The organism is Pseudomonas sp. MN1F, assembly GCF_009391885.1.
Classification (GTDB): domain Bacteria; phylum Pseudomonadota; class Gammaproteobacteria; order Pseudomonadales; family Pseudomonadaceae; genus Aquipseudomonas.
The window spans coordinates 1-22,324 of the sequence record NZ_VZII01000018.1; the positions used below are offsets into that span (position 1 = coordinate 1).

Consider the following 22,324-nt stretch of genomic DNA (forward strand, 5'->3'; position numbering starts at 1 on the left):
GCAATATGGTGGGCGTAGCTCAGTTGGTAGAGCGCTGGATTGTGATTCCAGTTGTCGTGGGTTCGATTCCCATCGTCCACCCCATATTTTTCGAAGGCGCCTTGATCGTGAGATCGGGCGCCTTTGTTGTTTCTGCGTGGCGTCAGCGTGGGGTGGGCAGTCATGCGCTGCCCAGCTGCCTGGTCAGGGGTGGGCTTGAGCTTGATCGGGTATGAGGCGTACTTCCACGCGTTGCCCTAGGGCGCGAGCAGCGCTGGCCAGCGTGGCCAGGGTCATGCCAGGGTCGTTCTGGTCCAGTGCCCGGTCGACGGCTGTGCGGCTGGTGTGCATGCGCTCGGCCAGGACCTTCTTGGAGACCTTCTGGTTCTTCATGGCTTCGGTGATCTGCCAGGCAATCACGCGCTTGAGTGCTGCGGCGCTGACTTCCTCTGTCAGTTCCTGTTCGGTGAGGAACTCGTCGAATCCGGAGCCGATGCGCGGGTTGGTCATGTGTATTTCTCCAGGGCTGCTTTGCGCTGTCGGGCGGTTTCCAGTTCGAAGGCGGGTGTTTTCTGGCTTTTCTTGATAAAGCCGTGCAGCAGTACCATCGTGCTTCCGGACACAGTGAACAGTAACGGTAGAAGCAGGCATCCAGGGTTGGTGGTTTTTCGCTCATGAAAGTGTACCAAAAAAGGTACTCCAATCAAGAAGAGCCAGAATCCGCGGGCCAGAGGCTCATTCCCCGGTAGTGGTAGGAATGTTCTGCAATTAAGTGAGATCGTTTTTCGCCCTTGCAATCCTCTGGTGGCACCCCAATAAAAGCTGTTAGATTTCAGCCGGTTGAAACACCGGCCCATTTGGCCGGCAGAGGAACACCCTGATGATTGCAAAAGAAGCCCGCCAGGCCCTGGCGTTGCAGCGCTTCGCCGAAGCCAATCCGCAACTGCTCGAGGAAATACGCGAGCTGGATGCCCATGAGCAGGCCCAGCAGATCGAGTGGGCATTCGAGGATGCCGCCGATGAGCAAGGGCTTCAGCCCTGGGAGCTGGCGTTGCAGCTGATTGCCGAAAGCCCTGAGCAGCTGCAGGCCATGCGCCTTGAGACCCATCGCGAAGTGGCCGAGGCGCTGGGAATGGAGTGGGAGGAGTACTGCCAGTTCAACGAGATCGATCCTGAATAAGCGGGTCGCTTTCAAGCTGGTAGTTGTTTGACAAGGTATTTCGGTTGTGTGCCGCCCTTTGGGGGGTATGCGGCCCTCTATATAAAGAGGCTCGGCACTTCACGGTGCGGGCCATGCAAGTTAATCGACCGGCGTGGTTTCCCGTCGTCCCGGGTGGGGTGACTTCTGGTGCGTGACTCACTAGAATGTTCGCCCTTGATTCTGGAGTCGGGCTATCGCCGGCTAACGTCTGTGCAACGAGGAATATCCATGCAAGTTTCTGTTGAAAACACTTCCGCTCTCGAGCGCCGCATGACCATCGCCGTTCCGGCCGAGCGCGTCGAGAACGAAGTCAACAAGCGTCTGCAACAGACTGCCAAGCGCGCCAAGGTCGCGGGCTTCCGCCCAGGCAAGGTGCCGATGAGCGTGATCCGTCAGCGTTTCGAAGCCGATGCCCGTCAAGAGGCTTTCGGTGACCTGGTCCAGGCTTCCTTCTACGAAGCCATCGTCGAGCAGAAGCTGAACCCGGCTGGCGCTCCGGCCGTTGAGCCGAAGTCCTTCGAGAAGGGCAAGGACCTGGAATTCGTTGCCATCTTCGAAGTGTTCCCAGAGTTCACCGTTGCCGGCTTCGAGTCGATCAACGTCGAGCGCCTGAGCGCCGAAGTGGCTGACGCCGACCTGGACAACATGCTGGAAGTCCTGCGCAAGCAGAACACCCGCTTCGAGGCCGTCGAGCGTGCTGCGCAGAACGACGACCAGGTCAACATCGATTTCGTTGGCAAGGTCGACGGTGAAGTGTTCGCTGGCGGTTCCGCCAAGGGCACCCAGCTGGTACTGGGCTCCGGCCGCATGATCCCTGGCTTCGAAGATGGCCTGGTTGGCGCCAAGGCCGGTGAAGAGCGCGTTGTCAACGTGACCTTCCCAGAGGACTACCAGAACCTGGACCTGGCTGGCAAAGCCGCCGAGTTCACCATCACCGTCAACAGCGTCTCGGCCCCTGTGCTGCCAGAGCTGAACGAAGAGTTCTTCGCCCAGTTCGGCATCAAAGAGTCGACCCTGGAAGGCTTCCGTACCGAAGTTCGCAAGAACATGGAGCGTGAGCTGCGTCAGGCGATCAAGACCAAGGTCAAGAACCAGGTCATGGACGGTCTGCTGGCTGCCAACCCGATCGAAGTGCCGAAGGCCCTGCTGGAAAACGAAGTCAACCGTCTGCGCGTCCAGGCTGTTCAGCAGTTCGGTGGCAACATCAAGCCTGAGCAACTGCCGGCCGAGCTGTTCGAAGAGCAAGCCAAGCGTCGTGTGGTGCTGGGCCTGATCGTCGCCGAAGTGGTCAAGCAGTTCGAGCTGAAGCCAGACGAAGGCAAGGTTCGCGAAATGATCGAAGAAATGGCCTCGGCTTACCAAGAGCCTGAGCAGGTCATTTCCTGGTACTACAAGAACGACCAGCAACTGAACGAAGTCCGTTCGGTTGTGCTGGAAGAACAAGTTGTAGATACTGTTCTGCAGAAAGCGACTGTGACCGACAAGTCGGTCTCGTACGAAGATGCCGTTAAGCCAGCACAGGCTCCTGCCGCCGCTGAGTAACAGGCTTCTCTCGTAGGAAACCCCCACAAGCCAGCCTTCGAGCTGGCTTGTGCGTTATCAAGCCATGACTATTTGGGAGTGAGCGCAGGACATGTCCCGCAATTCTTATATTCAGCAGAGCTCTGACATCCAGGCCGCAGGCGGCCTGGTCCCGATGGTTATCGAGCAGTCCGCCCGTGGCGAACGTGCCTACGACATCTACTCGCGCCTGTTGAAGGAGCGAGTGATCTTCCTGGTTGGCCCGGTAGAGGATTACATGGCCAACCTGGTAGTGGCGCAGCTGCTGTTCCTTGAGGCGGAAAACCCGGACAAGGATATCCATCTGTACATCAACTCCCCGGGCGGTTCGGTGACTGCAGGCATGTCGATCTACGACACCATGCAATTCATCAAGCCGGACGTCTCGACCATCTGCATCGGCCAGGCCTGCAGCATGGGTGCGTTCCTGTTGGCTGCGGGTGCCAAGGGCAAGCGTCACTGCCTGCCGAACTCGCGCGTGATGATCCACCAGCCACTGGGCGGTTTCCAGGGTCAGGCCACCGATATCGAGATCCACGCCCAGGAAATCCTCAATATCAAGGCGCGCCTGAACGAGCTGCTGGCCTACCACACCGGCCAGGAACTCGAGACCATCAAGCGTGACACCGAGCGTGACAATTTCATGAGCGCCTCGCGCGCGGCCGAGTACGGCCTGATCGACTCGGTGTACGACAAGCGGCAACTGGCCTCCTGAACCCAGGAGCCAGAGCAGGTAGGTGCGCAAAGCGCCTACCTGCGGACTTGAAAAAGCCCGCAATTGCCTTCATCTTGTGTTGCAAGCCTACCGGATTGGATCGATCGAATGACTGACACCCGTAACGGCGAGGACAGCGGCAAATTGCTTTATTGCTCCTTCTGCGGCAAAAGCCAGCACGAAGTGCGCAAACTGATTGCCGGGCCCTCGGTATTTATCTGCGACGAGTGCGTCGACCTGTGCAACGACATCATCCGTGAGGAGGTGCAGGAAGCCCAGGCCGAGAGCAGCGCGCACAAATTGCCTTCGCCGAAAGAAATCAGCGGCATCCTGGACCAGTACGTCATCGGTCAGGAACGCGCTAAGAAGGTCCTGGCCGTAGCGGTGTACAACCACTACAAGCGCCTGAACCAGCGTGACAAGAAGGGCGACGAAGTCGAACTCGGCAAGAGCAACATCCTGCTTATCGGGCCTACCGGCTCGGGCAAGACCCTGCTCGCCGAAACCCTTGCACGGCTGTTGAACGTACCGTTCACCATTGCTGACGCCACCACCCTGACCGAAGCCGGTTATGTGGGTGAGGACGTCGAGAACATCATTCAGAAACTGCTGCAGAAGTGCGACTACGACGTGGAAAAGGCCCAGATGGGCATTGTCTACATCGACGAGATCGACAAGATCTCGCGCAAGTCGGACAACCCGTCCATCACCCGCGACGTTTCGGGTGAAGGCGTGCAGCAGGCGCTGCTGAAGCTGATTGAAGGCACCGTAGCTTCTGTTCCGCCGCAGGGCGGCCGCAAGCACCCGCAACAGGAATTCCTGCAGGTTGATACCCGCAACATCCTGTTCATCTGCGGTGGCGCCTTCTCCGGCCTGGAAAAGGTCATCCAGAACCGCTCCACCAAGGGTGGCATCGGTTTTGGCGCCGAAGTACGCAGCAAGGAAGAGGGCAAGAAGGTCGGCGAATCGCTGCGCGAAGTCGAGCCGGACGATCTGGTCAAGTTTGGCCTGATCCCTGAGTTCGTCGGCCGCCTGCCGGTACTGGCGACCCTCGATGAGCTGGATGAGGCTGCGCTGATGCAGATCCTCACCGAGCCGAAGAATGCCCTGACCAAGCAGTACGCCAAGCTGTTCGAGATGGAAAGCGTGGACCTCGAGTTCCGCACCGACGCCCTCAAGGCTGTCGCACGCAAGGCCCTGGAGCGCAAGACTGGCGCCCGTGGCCTGCGTTCGATCCTCGAAGGCGTGCTGCTCGACACCATGTACGAGATTCCTTCGCAGAAGGATGTCAGCAAGGTGGTGATCGACGAGAGCGTCATCGAAGGCACCTCGCAGCCGCTGATGATCTACGAGAACAGCGAGCCGCAAGCCAAGGCCGCGCCCGACGCCTGATTTCAGGTAAATGCCGGGTAATGGCAGCAAGCAAGAAAGGGGCCTACGGGCCCCTTTCTGCTTTTCCTATGCCAGCGCTTGTAATTTCCCAGGCGTGCCCCCACATTAGGTCCAAGCATCATTTCCACCGGTTTCCGGCCATAAGGCCGCTGTAGAGGCGAAATCATGAAGACCACCCTCGACTTGCCTCTTTTGCCATTGCGCGATGTCGTCGTCTATCCGCACATGGTTATCCCACTGTTCGTGGGGCGTGAGAAGTCTATCGAAGCCCTTGAGGCCGCGATGACGGGCGAGAAGCAGATCCTGCTGCTGGCCCAGAAGAACCCTGCCGATGACGATCCAGGCGAAGATGCCCTGTATCGGGTCGGTACCGTCGCTACCGTATTGCAACTGCTGAAACTGCCCGATGGCACGGTCAAGGTGCTGGTCGAGGGCGAGCAGCGCGGTGCGGTCGAGCGCTTCACCGAAGTAGAAGGGCACATCCGTGCCGAAGTTTCCCTGATCGATGAAACCGACGCCGCCGAGCGCGAGTCGGAAGTCTTCGTGCGCACGCTGCTGTCGCAATTCGAGCAGTACGTGCAGCTGGGCAAGAAAGTCCCCGCCGAAGTGCTGTCGTCGCTGAACAGCATCGAAGAGCCTGGTCGCCTGGTCGATACCATGGCCGCGCACATGGCGCTGAAGATCGAGCAGAAGCAGGAAATCCTCGAGATCGTCGACCTGACGACCCGAGTCGAGCACGTGCTGGCCCTGCTGGATGCCGAAATCGACCTGCTGCAGGTCGAGAAGCGTATCCGTGGCCGGGTCAAGAAGCAGATGGAGCGCAGCCAGCGCGAGTACTACCTGAATGAGCAGATGAAGGCCATTCAGAAGGAGCTCGGCGATGGTGATGAAGGCCACAACGAAGTCGAAGAGCTGAAAAAGCGCATCGAAGCCGCTGGCCTGCCAAAAGACGCCCTGGCCAAGGCCCAGGCCGAGCTGAACAAGCTCAAGCAGATGTCGCCGATGTCCGCCGAAGCCACCGTGGTGCGCTCGTACCTCGACTGGCTCGTGCAGGTGCCGTGGAAGGCCCAAAGCAAGGTGCGCCTGGACCTGGCCAAGGCCGAGGAGATCCTCGATGCCGACCACTATGGCCTGGAAGAGGTCAAGGAGCGGATTCTCGAGTACCTCGCCGTGCAGAAGCGGGTGAAGAAGATCCGCGGCCCGGTGCTGTGCCTGGTCGGCCCGCCTGGCGTGGGCAAGACCTCGCTGGCCGAGTCGATCGCTGCTGCGACCAACCGCAAGTTCGTGCGCATGGCCCTGGGTGGCGTGCGTGACGAGGCCGAGATTCGTGGGCACCGTCGTACCTACATCGGCTCCATGCCTGGCCGGCTGATCCAGAAGATGACCAAGGTGGGTGTGCGCAACCCGCTGTTCCTGCTCGACGAGATCGACAAAATGGGCAGCGACATGCGTGGCGACCCGGCCTCGGCGCTGCTGGAAGTGCTCGACCCGGAGCAGAACCACAATTTCAACGACCACTACCTGGAAGTCGATTACGACCTCTCGGACGTGATGTTCCTGTGCACCTCGAACTCGATGAACATTCCGCCGGCGCTGCTCGACCGTATGGAAGTCATCCGCCTGCCGGGTTACACCGAGGACGAGAAGATCAACATCGCGGTCAAGTACCTGACGCCCAAGCAGGTCAAGGCCAACGGTTTGAAGACCGAAGAGCTGGACATCGACGTCTCGGCGATTCGCGACATCATCCGTTACTACACCCGTGAAGCCGGTGTGCGTGGCCTGGAGCGCCAGATCGCCAAGGTCTGCCGCAAGGTGGTCAAGGAACATACCGGGCAGAAGCAGGTCAAGGTCAAGGTCACCAGCGAGCAGCTCGAGCACCTGCTCGGCGTGCGCAAGTTCCGCTACGGCCTGGCCGAGCAGCAGGACCAGATCGGCCAGGTCACCGGCCTTGCCTGGACCCAGGTGGGCGGCGAATTGCTGACCATCGAGTCGGTGGTCATCCCTGGCAAGGGTCAGCTGATCAAGACCGGCTCGCTGGGTGATGTCATGGTCGAGTCGATCACAGCCGCGCAGACCGTGGTCCGCAGCCGTGCCCGCAGCCTGGGGATTGCCGCCGATTTCCACGAGAAGCACGACGTGCATATCCACATGCCTGAGGGCGCCACGCCGAAGGACGGCCCGAGCGCGGGTATCGGCATGTGCACCGCGCTGGTGTCCGCGCTGACGCAGATTCCAGTACGCGCCGATGTGGCCATGACCGGCGAAATCACCCTGCGTGGCCAGGTATTGGCTATCGGCGGGTTGAAGGAAAAACTGCTGGCTGCACACCGTGGCGGGATCAAGACGGTGATCATTCCCGAGGAGAATGTTCGCGATCTGAAAGAAATTCCTGAAAATATCAAACAGGATCTGCAGATCAAACCGGTCAAATGGATTGACGAAGTCCTGCAAATTGCGCTGCAATACGCCCCGGAGCCCTTGCCAGATGTGGCTCCGGAGATTGTCGCGAAAGATGACAAGCGCGACGGCGATGCTAAGGAAAGAATTAGCACGCATTAGTAGTTTTTGGCTGGGGGGCTTTCCTTGACAGTTTTTTCGGGGCCTTGCTATAAAGCGGCACGCTATTGTCAAACGGCCACCCGGCACAGGTTTCATCAGCTTTTCATTACATACTTAGAAACAAACTCAATAGAGAAATAAGGGGACTTAGAGTGAACAAGTCGGAACTGATTGACGCTATCGCCGCATCCGCTGACATCCCGAAAGCTGTAGCTGGCCGCGCGCTGGACGCAGTCATCGAATCCGTCACCGGCGCCCTGAAGCAAGGTGACGATGTGGTACTGGTTGGCTTCGGTACCTTCTCGGTCAAGGAGCGCGCCGAGCGCACCGGCCGTAACCCGCAAACCGGCAAGGCGATCAAGATCGAAGCTGCCAAGGTTCCAGGTTTCAAGGCTGGCAAAGGCCTGAAAGACGCCGTCAACTAAGTCGTCTTTCAGCCGGACCAGGCCTTGGCCAGGTCCGAGCACGCTGATGGCGGGCCGCAAACGTTCCCGCCTGACACGTTTGCTAAGAAAAGGCGCATCCTCGGATGCGCCTTTCTTTTATCAGGATTCTACCCACGCTCCGCGGTTGTCGACGCAGTGGTACAGCCGTTTCTGGGGGACGCATGCTGCAAAATATCAGGGACAATTCACAAGGTTGGATTGCCAAGACCATCATCGGCCTCATCGTCGTGTTGATGGCGTTGACCGGCTTCGAAGCCATCTTCAAGGCCGCCACTCACAGCCAGGACGCGGCTAAGGTGAACGGCGACACCATCAGCCTGAATGAGCTGAGCCAGGCTGCCGACATGCAGCGCCGTCAGCTGATGCAACAGTTGGGCAAGGATTTCGACCCAGCGGTGCTGGATGACAAGCGCCTGCGCGACGCCGCGCTCAAAGGTCTGATCGATCGCAAACTGCTGCTGCAGGGTGCCAAAGACGCCAAGTTCGCCTTCTCTGAAGCCGCGCTGGACCAGGTGATTTTGCAGACGCCGGAATTTCAGGTCGATGGCAAGTTCAGTGCCGATCGTTTCGATCAGGTTATCCGCCAGCTGGGCTATGGCCGCATGCAGTTCCGCGACATGCTCGCGGAAGAGATGCTGATCGGCCAGCTGCGTACCGGTATCGCTGGCAGCAGCTTCGTCACCGACCAGCAGGTTGACGCCTTTGCCCGTTTGGAAAACCAGACCCGCGATTTCGCTTCCCTGACCTTCAAGGCCGACCCGGCCGCAGTCAAGGTCAGCGATGACGAGGTCAAGGCGCATTACGAGCAGCACGCCAAGGAGTTCATGACCCCCGACCAGGTGGTCATCGACTACATCGAGCTGAAGAAGTCGGCGTTCTTCGACCAGGTCAAGGTCACCGACGAAGAGCTCAAGGCCCAGTACGAGAAGGAAGTCGCCAACCTCGCCGAGCAGCGCCATGCCGCGCACATCCTCATCGAGGTCAACGACAAGGTCACCGACGCCCAGGCCAAGGCCAAGGCCGAAGAGGTCGAGCAACGCCTGGCCAAGGGTGAAGACTTCGCCAAGCTGGCCAAGGAGTTCTCCCAGGACCCAGGTTCTGCCAGCAATGGCGGTGACCTCGGTTTTGCAGGCCCAGGCGTGTATGACCCGGCCTTCGAAGACGCCCTGTACAAGCTCAACGACGGCCAGGTATCGGCCCCGGTGCGTACCGAGTTCGGCTACCACCTGATCAAGCTGTTGGGCAAGCAGGCGCCGGAAGTACCGAGCTTCGCCAGCCTCAAGGACAAGCTGACCCGCGACCTGAAGACCCCGCTGGTCGAGCAGCGTTACGTCGACGCCAGCAAGCAGCTGCAGGATGCTGCCTACGAGGCTTCCGACCTGGCCCAGCCGGCCCAGGACCTGAAACTCAAGGTGCAGACTTCCGCGCCGTTCGGCCGCGAAGGCGGCGAGGGCATTACCGCCAACCGTGGTGTGATCCAGGCTGCGTTCTCCGAAGAAGTGATGGATGAAGGTGCCAACAGCACCGCCATCGAGCTCGACCCGGAAACCACCGTGGTGCTGCGCGTCAAGGAGCACCGCAAACCGGAGCAACTGCCACTGGAAGCCGTGGCCAAGAACATCAGCGAACACCTGGCCAAAGAGAAGGCAACTGCCGAACTCAAGACCAAGGCGGACAAGCTGATCGCCGGCCTGCGTGACGGTTCCATCGCTGCCGCTGGCGCTCACGACGGTCAGCAGTGGAAGGCTCACGAAGCCGTGACCCGTGGCCAGGACGGTATCGACCCGGCCGAGCTGCAGGCGCTGTTCCGCCTGGCCAAGCCGCAAGCCAAGGACAAGCCGGTGTACGGCAGTGTGGTCCTGGCCGACGGCAGCCTGGTCGTGTTGCAGCTCAAAGGCGTCAACGAAGGTGCCGCTGCCAGCGACGACGAGAAGCAGCAGATTCGCCGCTACCTCGCATCCCGTGCTGGCCAGCAGGACTTTGCCGCCTACCGCAAGCAGCTGGAAGGCACTGCCGACATCACCCGCTACTGAGTGATGGATGCATGACGAAACAGGCCGCGCGATGCGGCCTGTTTCATTTCTACCGCCTGTAGCTAGCGCTTGACCCCCTCATAGTTGTCCAGCGTATCCCGCGCAATCTCCCGCCCCAGCGCAATCAGTTCCGGTGCCTTGTAGAACTCGAAGAACCGGCACACCCGCTTGGGCACGTTGATCAGCACGTCCGGTGGATACCCGGCAATCTTGTACTGCGCCAGCGACGTCTGCATCACCTCGAAGCTCTGGTTGATCAGGTCGAGCAGCGAGGCCGGCCCGACGTTGTCGATGATGAATGAACCGGTCGCCGACTTCGGTGCGCCTTCACGCTCGGGCGCCGCTGCGGGTTGCTGGGCCTCGGGGTCGGCCGCGTCGGCCAGCCACGGGTTGGGCGGTGCCAGCCCTTCGGCGACGATCTCCTGCTCGATGCGAATCAGCTCTTCGGCAGGCTTGCGCCGAAACGGCAGGCGCGAGCCCAGCGAGCTGAGCAGGGCGTCAAAACGCATCTTGAAAGCAGCGGGCCGCTCGATCACCGGCAACTGGTACTGCTTCTGGTTGGTTGCGTTGAGGTTGACCGCGATGATCAGGTCACAGTGGCTGGACACCACCGGTACGATCGGCAGGGGGTTGAGGATGCCGCCGTCGACCAACATGCGGTTGCCCTGCATCACTGGCGTGAACAGGCTCGGTATCGCCGCCGAGGCACGCATGGCCTGATGCAGGCAGCCTTCCTGGAACCAGATTTCCTGCTGGTTGGTAAGGTCGGCCGCGACCGCCGTATAAGGGATGCGCAGCTCCTCGATGTTCATGTCGCCGACGATCTTGCGGATCTGGCCGAACACCTTGTCACCGCGGATGGCGCCAAGGCGGAAGCTGACGTCGACCAGGCGCAGTACATCCAGGTAGTCCAGGCTTTCGATCCAGTTGCGGTATTCCTCCAGTTTGCCTGCCGCATAGATACCGCCAATCACTGCGCCCATGGAGCAGCCAGCAATGCAGGCGATGTCGTAGCCGCGCCGTTCGATTTCCTCGATCACGCCGATATGGGCATACCCACGAGCGCCTCCCGATCCCAACACCAATGCCACGCGTTTGCTCATGAGCTTTCCCCGGCTTGTGTCACTATGGTCCTACAATGCACCGAGCGTTGCCTGTGCTTCAATAAACACTCTAGGCAAAGCCTCCCGGACGCGGCACTTTTCATCCGGCCGAGCGTCGAAGAGCCATTATTCAAACTGTTGAGGTAACACTGATGAAAGTCTGGATCTGCCTTCCCCTGATTGCCCTTGCTCTCGCCGGTTGCGCGGGCAAGACGGCCTATCGGGAGAGCTGCGCAACGCAACTGGATGCGGCCTGGAAAGAGCTCGACCTGGCCAAGGCAGAAGGCTTTGCAGGTGCCGTGAGCTATTCCAAGGCGCTGTCACTGTTGACCGGCGCCAAGACCCAGCAGCAATTCGAAGGTTACGAGAGCTGCACCAACAAAGCCGAAAAGGCCCGCTTCTATATTCGTGAGTCGCGCGCCGGGCGCTGACCAAGGAGCGTTAAATGTCCGCCATGCTCGATCATGTCGTTGCCCAGTTGCTGACCTTGCAGGTGCGCCTGCTGGCCTGTCGCGAACGCCTGGCCGCGGACACCGACAGCGAGGCCCTGCACGACCTGCGTACCAGCTTGCGGCGCCTGCGCAGCCTGTTGCGGCCGTTGCGCGGGCTGCCGGGGGTGGAGCAACTGGAGGAGGCCGCCAGTTCGTTGGGCACATTGACAACGCCCCTGCGTGATCGTGAGGTGCTGGCCGCCGAGCTCATCGGGCGCGGCCATGCCGAAGCCGGGCAGCGACGCCTGGCAGGGCGCGACAGGACATTCGCCAGCGTTGCCACCAGCGCGCAGCTGACCCGGGTGCTGGCGATCGTCGATGCGTTCCCGCTGTTCTTGCGGGCAGCCGATCGCGAAGGGCTGGCCAAATCGCTGGACAAGCGGGTCGACAAGCGCCTGTTCAAACAGTGGCACAAACTGCGCAAGGCCCTGCGGGACCCCGCCCATGACCGCCATCGCCTGCGTCTGCTGATCAAGCGGGTGCGCTACGGCGACGAGGCCTATCCGCAGCTCGATCATGCCGGCAAGAAACTGCAGCGCCTGTTGAAGAGGGCCCAGGGCGATCTGGGTGATTGGCATGACCGCCTGCAGTGGTTGCTGCAGGCCAAGGATCACCCTGACCTGGCGCCTTGCAAGGTCTCCTGGGAGCAGGAACTGCACGAGGCAGAGCGCACCTCCGATGTCACCCTTGATGCGCTGCAGGCCGCGCTCAAGCGGCGTTAGCCCGGCAAATGACCGATATGCGGGCTGATCGGCCGGAGTTTGCTGGCTAGTATTGGCAAATCTTTCGCTGTAGGCAGGAGCCGGCCGATGAATTTCAACCAACTGCTCGATGCCGTGCGGGCAAACCCCGACGCGGTCAGCATTCCACCCAGCTGGGCCCAGGGGCGCGCCGTGTTTGGCGGCCTGATGGCGGCCATGGTTCATGAAAGCATGCGTCTGAAGCTCTGCGATGATCGCCCGGTGCGCTCGCTGGCCATCAGCTTCGTCAGCCCGGCGGCAGCGGATGTTCCCATTCGTTTCGAGGTCGAGGTGCTGCGTGAGGGCAAGGCGGTCAGCACGTTGCTGGGCCGGGCCATTCAGGATGGCCAGGTGGTGACGCTGGTGCAGGGTAATTTTGGTGCGGGCCGGCCATCGGTGGTCGATGTTGCGGCTGCACCCGCCGTGGAGATGAAGCCGCTTGAGCAGGCGGCCCCGGAGTTGCCTTACATCAAGGGCGTCACCCCGGAGTTCATGCGCCATGTCGCCTTGCGCTGGTCGGTCGGGGGCCTGCCGTTCAGTGGCAACCAGTCGCGCCACATGGGCGGCTGGGTGCGCCTGCGCGATGTTGCCGAAGAGCAGGTCAACGAGGCGCACCTGCTGGCGCTGGTGGATGCCTGGCCGCCGAGCCTGATGCCGTTCCTCAAGCAGCCTGCCGCGGGCAGTACGCTGACCTGGACCATCGAATTCATCCAGCCGACGGCGAAACTGTCAACGCTGGACTGGTGCCATTACCGTGTCGAGACCGAGCACGCGCGCGATGGCTATGGCCACGCGGCGGCAGCATTGTGGAGTGCCGAAGGGCAGCTGCTGGCCCTGAGCCGGCAGACGGTCACGGTGTTTGCCTGAGCATCACCGCCGGTGCTTGTGCCGCTCGCGCCAGGCTTTCCACCAGGCACCGCTGAGGACGAAGCGCGGGAAGGTGACGAACTGCTCGGTCAGCAGCCGCTGCACGGCGTCCTTGCGGTTGGCGAACGGTTCGGGCTGTTCGGCTTCCAGGCGATGCCCGTGGCGCTGCAGGCCCAGGCCGGCGATCAGGGCAATGACGCCGACGGCGATCTGGCCCAGGTCCAGGGCGAACAGGCCTGACAGCACCAGCAGGGCACCGAGGATGAACAGCGGCACGGCAATCAGGTGCAACACCAGGTTGGTCGGGTGCCGGTGATTGTGGTGGTAGCTACGCCATTGCCAGGCGTGCAGGTTGGTCAGTCGTTTGCTCATGGGCGGCTCCTCGCGATGTGGGTCGCGCTGTTTATTGCAAGCATGCCCAAAGCTTAGTGCGGCCCCGGTTACGGGGCCAATCGAGGCTGGCTATGGCGACTATAGCTTGAGCTGGCCGATGGCCTTGTTCAGCTCACCGGCCAGCGTCGCCAGCTGGCTGCTGGTGGTGGCCGAGCCGACGGTCTGCTGCACGGTTTCTTCGGTGACATCGCGGATGCTCACCACCGCACGGTTCATTTCTTCGGCCACCTGGCTTTGCTGTTCGGCGGCGACGGCGATCTGCGTGTTGCTCTCGCGCATTTGCGCGACCGCACCGGTAATCTCGGCCAGTGCCGCGCCGGCCTCCTGGGCCTGGCGGACGCAGTCGTCGGCCTTGTATGAGCTCTCCTGCATGAACTCCACGGCGTCACGGGTGCCGGCCTGCAGGTCGGCGACCATACGGGTGATTTCGTCGGTGGAGGTCTGCACGCGCTTGGCCAGGTTGCGTACCTCGTCGGCGACCACGGCGAAACCACGGCCCAAGTCGCCAGCGCGGGCGGCTTCGATGGCGGCGTTGAGCGCCAGCAGGTTGGTCTGCTCGGCAATGCTGTGGATGACCCCGACCACGCTGTTGATCTTCTGGCTGTCGTCGGCGAGCTGACGAATCATTTCGGCGGTTTGCTGAACGCCACTGGAAAGCCCGGAGATCGAATCCTGCACCCGGCTGACCACTTCCTTGCCGCTGCCGGCGAGGGTGTCGGCGGTCTGCGACAAGTCACGGGTGGCGCCAGCATGCTGGGCAATATGGTGCACAGTGGCCGACATTTCGTTGATCGCCGTGGCCGCCTGGTCGGTCTCGCTCTGTTGGCCGAGCATGCCATGGCGCACTTCGTTCATGCTCGCGGCCAGGCGCGCGGCACCGGAGTCCAGCTGCGCCGCAGTGTCGGCGACGGTGCTGACCACCCGGTGGTAGGTGGCCTGCATGGCATTGAAGGCACCGGCCATCTGCCCGACTTCGTCGCCGCAGGCCAGCGGGACGCGGGCCGACAGGTCGCCGGTCTTTTCCACGTGCAGCATCACGTCCTTGAGGGTGTTGAGCTGGCTGAGCAGGAAGCGGATCAGCAGCTGCGAGGCGCCGAGCATCGCCAGCATCAGGATCAGCACGCAGACGGCGTAGTTGCTGAAGCGGTCGAAGAACACCTGACGCAGGCTTGGCGCTGTTGCCAGTACGGCCAGTTGCTGCTCGCCATGGCGCAGCACCTGGGCGCCGCGCAGCGGGTTGTCGCCCAGGATCCAGGCAGCCGGCAAGGCTACCCAGCCTTGTGCGTTGGCCAGGGCTTCGAGGCGCTCACCCGCGTAAGTGGGTGTCTGGCCGGGTTGCCAGGTAATCAGGTTGGCCTGGCGCGGCAGCGCCTGCCCGGTGGGCCAGGCGGCCAGCAGTTCGGCCTGGGCTTGCGCCTGGGCCTGCGCGGCATCGGCGCGGGCGCGTTGCTCCAGGTGCACCGCATACAGCACCAGCAGCAAGGTCGTGACAAAGGCCACCGCGTTGACGGCCCAGAATTTGTACTTCAGGGAAACATTGCTAAGCCAGGCACCCATGGGTAGGTCTTCTCTGAGTTGAGCGGAAACATTATTGGCAAGGTGCCATCATTGTGCCCGCACACTCGAGTAACGCTCATGACCTGGGTCAAGGAAGCTGAAAGAAGGCTTTGGCCGTGGCGCTGGTGTGTTGCGCGCAGTGCTCGATACGCTCGTTGCGATGCAGCGCCACTTCGCGCAGCACCTCGGTCAGGAATGCCGGCTCATTGCGGCCGTTTTTCGGCTTCGGCCGCAGGCTGCGTGGCAGCAGGTAGGGCGCGTCGCTCTCCAGCATCAGCCGCCCTTCGGCAATATTGCCCACCAGCGGATGCAGGTGGGTGCCGCGGCGCTCGTCACAGATCCAGCCGGTGATGCCGATGTGCAGGTCCATGTCCAGGTAGGCGAACAAGGCTTCGCGCTCACCGGTAAAACAATGCACCACGGCAGCTGGCAGGTGGTCGCGGTAATCCTTGAGGATCGCCAGCAGGCGCTCGCTGGCATCGCGCTCGTGCAGAAACACCGGCAGGCGCAGTTCGGCTGCCAGGGCCAGCTGGGCTTCCAGGGCTTTTTCCTGCAGTGGGCGAGGGGAGAAGTCACGGTTGAAGTCCAGCCCGCATTCACCCACGGCACGCACTCGGGATTCAGCCAACAGCTGGCGCAGTTGCCGCTCGCTGGTGCCATCCCATGACTTGGCGTCGTGTGGGTGTACGCCGGCCGTGGCAAACAGGTGCTGGCCGTCGCCATCGAGCTGCTGGCACAGTTCCAGTGCCTGCTCGCTGACCTCCAGGCTGGTGCCGGTCAGGACCATCTGTACCACGCCGGCCTCGATGGCGCGCTCGACGATGGCGGCCTGCTGGTCGTGGAAACTGCTGTTGGTCAGGTTGACGCCGATATCGATCAGTTGCATGGTGCTACCTCGTGCCGCGGGGCGGCCAGCATAGCAAAAAGCGTGATATTCGGAAAAAACCAAGAACTTCAGGCGCTTGCCGTGGTCTTTTACCGTCATTTCTCACGACCGCGCGTACCACATGGCTGCCGCCCACCGACCACGGACACGATTTCGCATGCTGCGATACCTGTTGACCCTGTTGCTGATGCTTGGGCTGACCACGGTCGGCCCGGCGTATGCACGGCTGCCGGGGCCACAGCAGAACGTGCCGGTGACCACCGCCCGAGACTTGCAGCAGATCCGTAGCAGCAAGGTGCTGCGGGTGCTGGTCAACCAGAGCCGCAACAGCTCCGGAGAGATCAAGGGTGAGCCGGTGGGTATCGAGTATTACCGCCTGCGCGGGCTTGAGCATTACCTCAATGCCCGGGCCGCTGATGGCCAGCAGATCCGCCTGAAGCTCATTCCGCGGGCCAAGGAGCAGCTGCTGGGTGCCCTGCAGCGCGGCGAAGGCGACCTGGCCGCGCCGGGCGAGCTGCTCGACCCGGCCGTGACAGGCGGGGTCAACAGCAGTGCGCCGGTAGTGGACCAGGTGCCGCTGCTGCTGGTCGGGCGCAAGGGTGAGCGCAGCTATACCCGCGCCGAGCAGCTGTCCGGGCGCACGGTGGCATTGACCAGCGCCAGCGCGGCAGGGGCGGTGATCCAGCAGCTCAACCAGCAGCTGGCGCTGCGCAAACGGGCGCCGATCAAAATCGAATGGGTTGATTCGACCCTGGCGGTGGAAGATGTGCTGGAGATGGTCCAGGCCGGTATCTATCCCTTGACCATGGTGGAGCGCCCGATCGCCCAGCGCTGGGCCAGGGTCATGCCGAACCTGCGCCTGGATAGCCGGGTGCAACTGGGGCAGGCGCAGGCCATGCGCTGGTATGTGCGGCGCGACGCGACGATGTTGCTGGCCACGGTGGATCGTTTTCTCCAAGGGTATCGGGCACCGGAAAACCAGGATGCCGCCTTCGAACGCATCTACCGGCGCCAGTACCGCGTGCACAACCCGCTGGCGCGCAAGGATCGCCAGCGCCTCGACTCATTGCGTGCGGTGTTGCAGAAGCATGGCGAGGCGCAGCAGATCGACTGGCTGAACCTGGCCGCCCTGGCTTTCAAGGAATCCACCCTCAACCCTGCGGCGCGCGGCAGCGGCGGGGCGCACGGCCTGATGCAGATCACCCCGTCGGCTGCGCAACGGGTGGGGGTCAGCGACACCGGCTCGGTCGATGGCAATGTCCAGGCCAGTGCGCGTTATCTGGCGCTGATCCGCCGCAAGTTCTTCGCCAGCCCGCAGATCAACGAGCGCGAGCGCATGGCGTTTGTGCTGGCGGCCTACAACCTTGGCCCGGAGCGGGTCCAGGCCATGCGCGCCGAGGCCCGCAAGCGCGGCCTCAACGGTAACCAGTGGTTCTTCCAGACCGAGCGCATCGCCATGGAGCAGGTCGGCATGGGGCCGGTCAACTTCGTCAACAGCGTCAACAAGTACTTCCTGGCGTTCAACCGCGAGCGCACGGCACTGGAACGGGTGGTCAGTCGCTGACAAATCGATTTTGTCGATTGTTATGTTGGGTTTTTTGCGATTTTCATATCGGCTGAATTGATTATGATGGCGCCCATCCCAACACAACATCCCGTTTTCAAGGACGCCTCGAAATGAACAACGCAATCAGCAAACTGCTCTCTACCCGTGCTGGCCTGGGCCTGAGCGTGATCCGCATCCTGGTCGGTGTGATCTTCATGGCGCACGGTGCGCAGAAACTGTTCGGCCTGTTTGGTGGCTATGGCCTGGAAGGCACCGGGCAATGGATGGAAAGCATTGGCCTGGCGCCGGGTTACCTGATGGCCCTGTTGTCCGGTAGCGCCGAGTTCTTCGGTGGCCTGGCCCTGGTGATCGGCCTGCTGGCCCGCCCGGCGGCGCTGGCACTGACGGTGACCCTGGTGGTGGCGATCTTCTCGGTGCACATCAACAATGGCCTGTTCATGTCCAACAACGGCTATGAGTTCGCCCTGGCGCTGCTGGCCGGCACCGTGGCGGTACTGATCGAAGGTGCGGGCCGCTTCTCTGTCGACCGCCTGATCGCCCGCTGACAGGTCGCAAGCCGCACGCTGCAAGCCCCAAGCCGAACGCATTTCAGCTTGGGGCTTGCAGCTTGCGGCTTGTCGCTCTAGCATACCGCTTGCGCCGATTTAAACAGCTACTTGCGGGGCGCGGGACTGGCCCTTCTCCGGGTCATCCGAAATACCGCTAAAGCGCTGGTTCGGTGACGCCTCCCACCGCTGCCCAGCGGGATTCGCGAGGCGGAGAGAAACTCCATGAGTTGTCCACGTACCAGTGTCTGTTTGAGCCCATTGCCTGCCAGCCAGGCTTCCCGCACACCGCGCATCCTGCTCGGTGGCCAGCATCAGCCCACGCTCTTGCGCCATCTTGAAGGCTTGTCGCGCCGCAAGGGCCAGGCCCGCGCCTTTCTCATCCAGTTCGCCGAAGGCGCCTGCCGCCTGGAGCAGTTCGGCAACGACCGCTTCGACCTGGCGGTGATCCAGGCGCCAGCCCGCGAGGACGCGGCCGAAGTCATTGGTCAGCTTACCCGCATTGCGCGCCAGGGCCTGATTACCCGACGCTGAGGAGCGCGCCGTTGAGCACCAACATCATCACCACGGAAGGTCACGAGGCCCTGAAGAAGGAGCTGGATCATCTGTGGCGGGTGTATCGCCCGGAAATCACTCAGAAAGTGACCTGGGCCGCTTCGCTGGGCGATCGCAGCGAGAACGCCGACTACCAGTACAACAAGAAGCTGCTGCGCGAAATCGACCGCCGGGTCCGCTATCTGCGCAAGCGTCTTGAGGACGTGAAGGTGGTCGCCTACTCCCCGGAGCAGGAAGGCAAGGTGTTCTTCGGTGCCTGGGTCGAGATCGAAAACGATGACGGCGAGACCATGAAGTTTCGCATTGTCGGCTATGACGAGATCTATGGCCGCAATGACTATATCTCGATCGACTCGCCGATGGCCCGGGCCCTGCTCAAGAAGGAGGAGGGCGATGAAGTGCTGGTGAATACACCCACCGGTCAAGCGACCTGGTATGTGAACAGCATCCATTACGGGCATTGAATGATGCTGGCCTCTCGCAGGTTTATCGAGGCGTCGAAGCGCCGCGAAGAGGCCAGCACTGGCGATATCAACTTTCCCGCAGAACCGCCAAAGGGCTGGCATTCAGTGCTCGTCGTGTGCCCAATACTCCGGCCCCGCCCACCAGCAGCGCCCCGACCACAGGCAATACCAGCAGCCATGGATGCGGGCTCCACTGCAGGTCGAATGCATAGCGATACAGCACCAGGGTAATCAACTCGCACCCCAGCGCCGCCAAGGCCCCACTGACCGCCCCCAGCAAACCGAACTCGATGCGCCGAGCCTTGACCAGCAATGGTCTTGCGGCTCCCAGTGCGCGCAGCAAGGCGCCTTGGCGAATGCGCTCGTCCAGCGTCGCCTGCAACCCGGCGAACAACACGGCAAGCCCCGCCGCCAGCACGAACAGCAACACATACTCGACCGCCAGGGTGACCTGGGCGAGGATGCTGCGCAGCTGTTCGAGCAAGGCATCGACCTGCAGGATGGTCACCGCCGGGAACGCCCGCGACAGTGCAATCACGTCCAGATCGTGGCCTGGGGCCAGGTAGAAGCTGGTCAGGTAGGTGGTTGGCAGCCCCTGCAGGGTGCCTGGCTGGAAGATCATGTAGAAATTCGGCTGAAAGCTGTCCCAATGCACGCTGCGCAGGCTGCTGACGCGCGCCTGGCGTTGCTCGCCACCGATGTCGAAGCTCAGCAGGTCGCCCACGTGCAGCTTGAGGCTGGCAGCCAGTTCGGCCTCGACCGACACACCGGGGATTTCATCGCCGGCAGGCAACGCCTGCCACCAGCTACCAGCGCTCAGCACATTGCCCTCCGGCAGGTCGGCAGCCCAGGTCAGGCTGAGGTCGCGTTGTACTGCCCGCTCGCCGGCGGAATCCTTGCTGACGATCTGCTGCACCGGTTGGTCGTTGATCTCAATCAGCCGGCCCGGTGTCACCGGGTACAGCGGTGCCGAGCTGGCATTCACCTCGCGCAGGCGCTGGGCGAACGGTTCGCGGTCGGCGGGCAGGATATTCAGGGCAAAGTGGTTGGGGGCGTCCTTGGGCAGTTGTGCCTGCCAGTTGTCGAGCAACTCAGCCCGCAACAGCGCAACCAGGGCCATGGCCAGCAGGATCAGGCCAAAGGCCAAGGCTTGCCCGGCAGCGGCCATGGGGTGGCGCAGCAACTGGCCAAGGCCCAGGCGCCAGGCCAGTGGCGCGCCGGCGAGTGCCTTGCGCAAGCTCTGCAAACCGAGCAACAGCAGCCCGCCCAGCAGCAGCGCGGCGATCAGGCCGCCGCCCAGCAGGGCGAAGGTCAGTAGCAGGTCAAGGCTCAGGCGCCACATGATCAGGCCCAAGGCGAGCAGGGCGGCGCCATACACCAGCCAACTGCTCGGTGGTACGGGCAGCAGATCGCGACGCAGTACGCGCAACGGTGGCACCTGGCCCAGTGCGGCCAGCGGCGGCAAGGCAAAGCCGGCCAGGGCCACCAGGCCCGTGGCGATGCCGGCCAGTGCCGGCAGCATGCCTCCGGCCGGCACTTCGGTGGGCAGCAGGCCATGCAGCAGGCGGAACAGGCCCAGTTGCGCCAGCCAGCCGAGCAGGGCGCCGGCCAGGGCAGCGGCCAGGCCAAGCATTGCCAGTTGCAGGCAATACAGCCCCAGTGCCTGGTGCCGCGACAGCCCCAGGCAGCGCAGCAAGGCGCTGGCATCCAGGCGGCGCGTAGCGTAGCGGCTGGCCGACAGGGCCACGGCCACGCCCGCCAGCAGCACGGCCACCAGGCTGGCCATGTTCAGGTAGCGCTCGGCTTTGCCCAGGGCGCCGCCGATCTGCCGGTTGCCATCGCGGGTGTCGAGCAGGCGCTGGCTGGCGGCAAGGTTGTTTTCCACGGCCTGGCGATAGTGCGCGAGGGCTTCGGCATCGCCGCGCCACAGGTCGCGGTAGGAAACCCGGCTGCCGGGCTGGATGACCCCGGTGGCCTGCAGGTCGGCCAGGTTCATCATCACCCGGGGCGTCAGGCTGTAGAAGTTGTTGGCACGGTCTGGTTCGTAGGTCAGCACGCGGCTCATGCGCAAGGTCTTCATGCCCACGTCGATGCTGTCGCCGACCTTCAGCCCCAGGGCCGCGAGCAGGCGAGGTTCGACCCAGGCCTCTCCAGAGGCTGGTCCGCCCCCAGGCGTTTCCTCGGTATAAGGGGCGGCGGCACTACGCACCTGGCCGCGCAATGGGTAGGCACCATCGACCGCCTTGATGCTCGAAAGCTGGATGCCGGCATCGCCACCCACCACGCTGGTGAATTCAACGACTTGGGCATGCCTCAGGCCCAGTGCCTGGCCGGCGCTGAGCTGTGCTTCCCGGGCCGGCGCGCTGCCTTGCAGTACCAGGTCGGCGCCGAGGAACTCGCTGGCGCGCAGCTGCATTGCGCCATTCAGGCGGGCGCCGAAATAGCCGATGGCGGTACTGGCCGCGACCGCCACCAGCAGGGCAAAGAACAGCACGCGCACTTCGCTGGCGCGGATGTCGCGCAGCAGCTGGCGCAGGGCCAGGCCGCACAGGCGGGACAGCGGCATGTGCTTCATCAGGCCTCCACCGGCGCCACCAGGCGGCCTGCTTCCAGGCGAATCTGGCGCCGGCAGCGCCGGGCCAGGCGTTCGTCATGAGTGACCAGCACCAAGGTGGTGCCGCGCTCCTTGTTCAGCTCGAACAGCAGGTCGCTGATGCGCTCGCCGGTATGGCTGTCGAGGTTGCCGGTGGGTTCGTCGGCAAACAGCACTGCCGGTTGTGCGGCGAAGGCGCGAGCGATGGCGACCCGTTGCTGCTCGCCACCGGAAAGCTGGCGTGGGGTGTGGGTCAGGCGCTTGCCCAGACCGACCCGTTCCAGCAGGGTATGGGCGTGTTCGCGGGCGTCGCGTCGCCCGTCCAGCTCCAGGGGTAGCATCACGTTCTCCAGGGCATTGAGGCTGTCGAGCAACTGGAACGACTGGAAGACGAAACCGACATGCTCGGCGCGTACCCTGGCGCGCTGGTCCTCGTCCAGCGGGCCGAGGTCGTGCCCGGCGAGGATGACCTGGCCGGCACTGGGGCGGTCGAGGCCGGCAAGCAGCCCAAGCAAGGTCGACTTGCCCGAGCCCGAGGCGCCGACGATGGCCAGGCTGTCGCCCTGGGCGAGTTCGAGGGAGAGGGCGTGGAGGATGGTCAGGTCACCTTCCGCGCTGGAGACCACTTTGCTAAGGTTCTGCGCAACGAGAATGCTGGGGCCCATGGAGAATCCG

The 22,324-nt window shown here is 62.7% G+C and carries 21 protein-coding genes, 1 tRNA gene and 1 pseudogene; 15 read left to right on the top strand and 8 right to left on the bottom strand.

Going from position 1 to position 22,324, the window contains the following annotated elements:
* The first annotated feature begins 8 nt into the window (after positions 1-8).
* Positions 9-84 (top strand) — tRNA-His (locus F6X59_RS11445).
* Between the two features lie 99 nt (positions 85-183).
* Here F6X59_RS11445 and F6X59_RS11450 read toward each other — a convergent pair.
* Both F6X59_RS11450 and F6X59_RS28640 read right to left on the bottom strand, forming a co-directional pair.
* On the bottom strand, positions 184-489 hold the full coding sequence (locus F6X59_RS11450) for an XRE family transcriptional regulator (protein WP_152956344.1): 306 nt from the start codon (positions 487-489) through the stop codon (positions 184-186).
* Positions 486-614 (bottom strand): annotated as a pseudogene (locus F6X59_RS28640) (type II toxin-antitoxin system RelE/ParE family toxin); the annotation flags it as partial. The gene F6X59_RS11450 and the pseudogene F6X59_RS28640, both read right to left, overlap by 4 nt.
* 245 nt (positions 615-859) lie before the next feature.
* On the opposite strand from F6X59_RS28640, the gene F6X59_RS11460 reads away from it, so the two are divergent.
* The 7 genes from F6X59_RS11460 (at position 860) to F6X59_RS11490 (ending at position 9,888) form a co-directional block, all read left to right on the top strand.
* Positions 860-1,159: a DUF6388 family protein gene (locus tag F6X59_RS11460; RefSeq protein WP_152956346.1), complete on the top strand. Its 300-nt coding sequence runs from the start codon at positions 860-862 to the stop codon at positions 1,157-1,159.
* Positions 1,160-1,408: 249 nt separating this feature from the next.
* Positions 1,409-2,722: a trigger factor gene (gene tig, locus F6X59_RS11465; RefSeq protein WP_152956347.1), complete on the top strand. Its 1,314-nt coding sequence runs from the start codon at positions 1,409-1,411 to the stop codon at positions 2,720-2,722.
* A gap of 91 nt (positions 2,723-2,813) precedes the next feature.
* The gene (clpP, locus tag F6X59_RS11470; protein ID WP_003250240.1) at positions 2,814-3,455 is read left to right on the top strand and encodes an ATP-dependent Clp endopeptidase proteolytic subunit ClpP; all 642 of its coding nucleotides are present in this window, start codon (positions 2,814-2,816) and stop codon (positions 3,453-3,455) included.
* A gap of 108 nt (positions 3,456-3,563) precedes the next feature.
* Positions 3,564-4,847: an ATP-dependent Clp protease ATP-binding subunit ClpX gene (gene clpX, locus F6X59_RS11475; RefSeq protein WP_016394423.1), complete on the top strand. Its 1,284-nt coding sequence runs from the start codon at positions 3,564-3,566 to the stop codon at positions 4,845-4,847.
* Positions 4,848-5,012: 165 nt separating this feature from the next.
* A complete protein-coding gene (gene lon / locus F6X59_RS11480) occupies positions 5,013-7,409 on the top strand; it encodes an endopeptidase La (RefSeq protein ID WP_152956348.1) in 2,397 nt (798 codons plus the stop codon).
* A 152-nt stretch (positions 7,410-7,561) separates the two neighbouring features.
* Positions 7,562-7,834 carry a nucleoid-associated protein HU-beta gene (gene hupB / locus F6X59_RS11485; RefSeq protein ID WP_003250246.1) on the top strand — a complete coding sequence of 91 codons (273 nt, stop codon included), beginning with the start codon at positions 7,562-7,564 and terminating at the stop codon, positions 7,832-7,834.
* Between the two features lie 182 nt (positions 7,835-8,016).
* Positions 8,017-9,888, top strand: coding sequence for a SurA N-terminal domain-containing protein (locus F6X59_RS11490; RefSeq protein WP_152956349.1), 1,872 nt, complete (start codon positions 8,017-8,019; stop codon positions 9,886-9,888).
* 62 nt (positions 9,889-9,950) lie between these two features.
* On the opposite strand, the gene F6X59_RS11495 is transcribed toward F6X59_RS11490, so the two are convergent.
* On the bottom strand, positions 9,951-10,991 hold the full coding sequence (locus tag F6X59_RS11495; RefSeq protein ID WP_152956350.1) for a patatin-like phospholipase family protein: 1,041 nt from the start codon (positions 10,989-10,991) through the stop codon (positions 9,951-9,953).
* A 152-nt stretch (positions 10,992-11,143) separates the two neighbouring features.
* On the opposite strand from F6X59_RS11495, the gene F6X59_RS11500 reads away from it, so the two are divergent.
* The 3 genes from F6X59_RS11500 (at position 11,144) to F6X59_RS11510 (ending at position 13,089) form a co-directional block, all read left to right on the top strand.
* The gene (locus F6X59_RS11500; protein WP_152956351.1) at positions 11,144-11,422 is read left to right on the top strand and encodes a hypothetical protein; all 279 of its coding nucleotides are present in this window, start codon (positions 11,144-11,146) and stop codon (positions 11,420-11,422) included.
* Positions 11,423-11,436: 14 nt separating this feature from the next.
* Positions 11,437-12,204: a CHAD domain-containing protein gene (locus F6X59_RS11505; protein ID WP_152956352.1), complete on the top strand. Its 768-nt coding sequence runs from the start codon at positions 11,437-11,439 to the stop codon at positions 12,202-12,204.
* A gap of 87 nt (positions 12,205-12,291) precedes the next feature.
* A complete protein-coding gene (locus F6X59_RS11510) occupies positions 12,292-13,089 on the top strand; it encodes an acyl-CoA thioesterase II (protein WP_152956353.1) in 798 nt (265 codons plus the stop codon).
* A 3-nt stretch (positions 13,090-13,092) separates the two neighbouring features.
* Here F6X59_RS11510 and F6X59_RS11515 read toward each other — a convergent pair whose 3' ends face one another.
* From F6X59_RS11515 to F6X59_RS11525, 3 genes are all read right to left on the bottom strand, one after another.
* A complete protein-coding gene (locus F6X59_RS11515; protein ID WP_152956354.1) occupies positions 13,093-13,461 on the bottom strand; it encodes an Mpo1-like protein in 369 nt (122 codons plus the stop codon).
* A gap of 99 nt (positions 13,462-13,560) precedes the next feature.
* Positions 13,561-15,039: a methyl-accepting chemotaxis protein gene (locus F6X59_RS11520; protein ID WP_152956355.1), complete on the bottom strand. Its 1,479-nt coding sequence runs from the start codon at positions 15,037-15,039 to the stop codon at positions 13,561-13,563.
* Between the two features lie 88 nt (positions 15,040-15,127).
* Complete coding sequence (locus tag F6X59_RS11525) at positions 15,128-15,925, bottom strand: TatD family hydrolase (protein ID WP_152956356.1); 798 nt, start codon at positions 15,923-15,925, stop codon at positions 15,128-15,130.
* A 157-nt stretch (positions 15,926-16,082) separates the two neighbouring features.
* Here F6X59_RS11525 and F6X59_RS11530 point away from each other — a divergent pair, with 157 nt between their 5' ends.
* The 4 genes from F6X59_RS11530 (at position 16,083) to greB (ending at position 19,056) form a co-directional block, all read left to right on the top strand.
* Positions 16,083-17,489, top strand: a complete 1,407-nt coding sequence (locus F6X59_RS11530) for a transglycosylase SLT domain-containing protein (RefSeq protein WP_152956357.1) — start codon at positions 16,083-16,085, stop codon at positions 17,487-17,489.
* A 113-nt stretch (positions 17,490-17,602) separates the two neighbouring features.
* Positions 17,603-18,037 carry a DoxX family protein gene (locus F6X59_RS11535; RefSeq protein WP_152956358.1) on the top strand — a complete coding sequence of 145 codons (435 nt, stop codon included), beginning with the start codon at positions 17,603-17,605 and terminating at the stop codon, positions 18,035-18,037.
* 225 nt (positions 18,038-18,262) lie between these two features.
* Positions 18,263-18,571: a hypothetical protein gene (locus tag F6X59_RS11540; RefSeq protein ID WP_152956359.1), complete on the top strand. Its 309-nt coding sequence runs from the start codon at positions 18,263-18,265 to the stop codon at positions 18,569-18,571.
* Positions 18,572-18,582: 11 nt separating this feature from the next.
* Positions 18,583-19,056 (top strand): transcription elongation factor GreB, encoded by a 474-nt coding sequence (gene greB, locus F6X59_RS11545; protein ID WP_152956360.1) that lies wholly within the window; start codon positions 18,583-18,585, stop codon positions 19,054-19,056.
* Positions 19,057-19,123: 67 nt separating this feature from the next.
* On the opposite strand, the gene F6X59_RS11550 is transcribed toward greB, so the two are convergent.
* Entirely contained in the window at positions 19,124-21,631 is a 2,508-nt protein-coding gene (locus tag F6X59_RS11550; RefSeq protein ID WP_152956361.1) for an ABC transporter permease, read from the bottom strand.
* Positions 21,631-22,314, bottom strand: a complete 684-nt coding sequence (locus tag F6X59_RS11555) for an ABC transporter ATP-binding protein (protein WP_152956362.1) — start codon at positions 22,312-22,314, stop codon at positions 21,631-21,633. The genes F6X59_RS11550 and F6X59_RS11555 overlap by 1 nt, the downstream gene beginning before the upstream one ends.
* Between the last annotated feature and the right edge of the window lie 10 nt (positions 22,315-22,324).

Coding starts and splice junctions, on each gene's coding strand:
- F6X59_RS11555 (WP_152956362.1), bottom strand. CDS start 22,314: ATGGGCCCCAGCATTCTCGTTGCGCAGAACCTTAGCAAAGTGGTCTCC.
- lon (WP_152956348.1), top strand. CDS start 5,013: ATGAAGACCACCCTCGACTTGCCTCTTTTGCCATTGCGCGATGTCGTC.
- F6X59_RS11510 (WP_152956353.1), top strand. CDS start 12,292: ATGAATTTCAACCAACTGCTCGATGCCGTGCGGGCAAACCCCGACGCG.
- F6X59_RS11450 (WP_152956344.1), bottom strand. CDS start 489: ATGACCAACCCGCGCATCGGCTCCGGATTCGACGAGTTCCTCACCGAA.
- F6X59_RS11505 (WP_152956352.1), top strand. CDS start 11,437: ATGTCCGCCATGCTCGATCATGTCGTTGCCCAGTTGCTGACCTTGCAG.
- clpX (WP_016394423.1), top strand. CDS start 3,564: ATGACTGACACCCGTAACGGCGAGGACAGCGGCAAATTGCTTTATTGC.
- F6X59_RS11525 (WP_152956356.1), bottom strand. CDS start 15,925: ATGCAACTGATCGATATCGGCGTCAACCTGACCAACAGCAGTTTCCAC.
- tig (WP_152956347.1), top strand. CDS start 1,409: ATGCAAGTTTCTGTTGAAAACACTTCCGCTCTCGAGCGCCGCATGACC.
- clpP (WP_003250240.1), top strand. CDS start 2,814: ATGTCCCGCAATTCTTATATTCAGCAGAGCTCTGACATCCAGGCCGCA.
- F6X59_RS11460 (WP_152956346.1), top strand. CDS start 860: ATGATTGCAAAAGAAGCCCGCCAGGCCCTGGCGTTGCAGCGCTTCGCC.
- F6X59_RS11550 (WP_152956361.1), bottom strand. CDS start 21,631: ATGAAGCACATGCCGCTGTCCCGCCTGTGCGGCCTGGCCCTGCGCCAG.
- F6X59_RS11520 (WP_152956355.1), bottom strand. CDS start 15,039: ATGGGTGCCTGGCTTAGCAATGTTTCCCTGAAGTACAAATTCTGGGCC.
- F6X59_RS11530 (WP_152956357.1), top strand. CDS start 16,083: ATGCTGCGATACCTGTTGACCCTGTTGCTGATGCTTGGGCTGACCACG.
- F6X59_RS11490 (WP_152956349.1), top strand. CDS start 8,017: ATGCTGCAAAATATCAGGGACAATTCACAAGGTTGGATTGCCAAGACC.
- F6X59_RS11515 (WP_152956354.1), bottom strand. CDS start 13,461: ATGAGCAAACGACTGACCAACCTGCACGCCTGGCAATGGCGTAGCTAC.
- F6X59_RS11495 (WP_152956350.1), bottom strand. CDS start 10,991: ATGAGCAAACGCGTGGCATTGGTGTTGGGATCGGGAGGCGCTCGTGGG.
- F6X59_RS11500 (WP_152956351.1), top strand. CDS start 11,144: ATGAAAGTCTGGATCTGCCTTCCCCTGATTGCCCTTGCTCTCGCCGGT.
- F6X59_RS11535 (WP_152956358.1), top strand. CDS start 17,603: ATGAACAACGCAATCAGCAAACTGCTCTCTACCCGTGCTGGCCTGGGC.
- F6X59_RS11540 (WP_152956359.1), top strand. CDS start 18,263: ATGAGTTGTCCACGTACCAGTGTCTGTTTGAGCCCATTGCCTGCCAGC.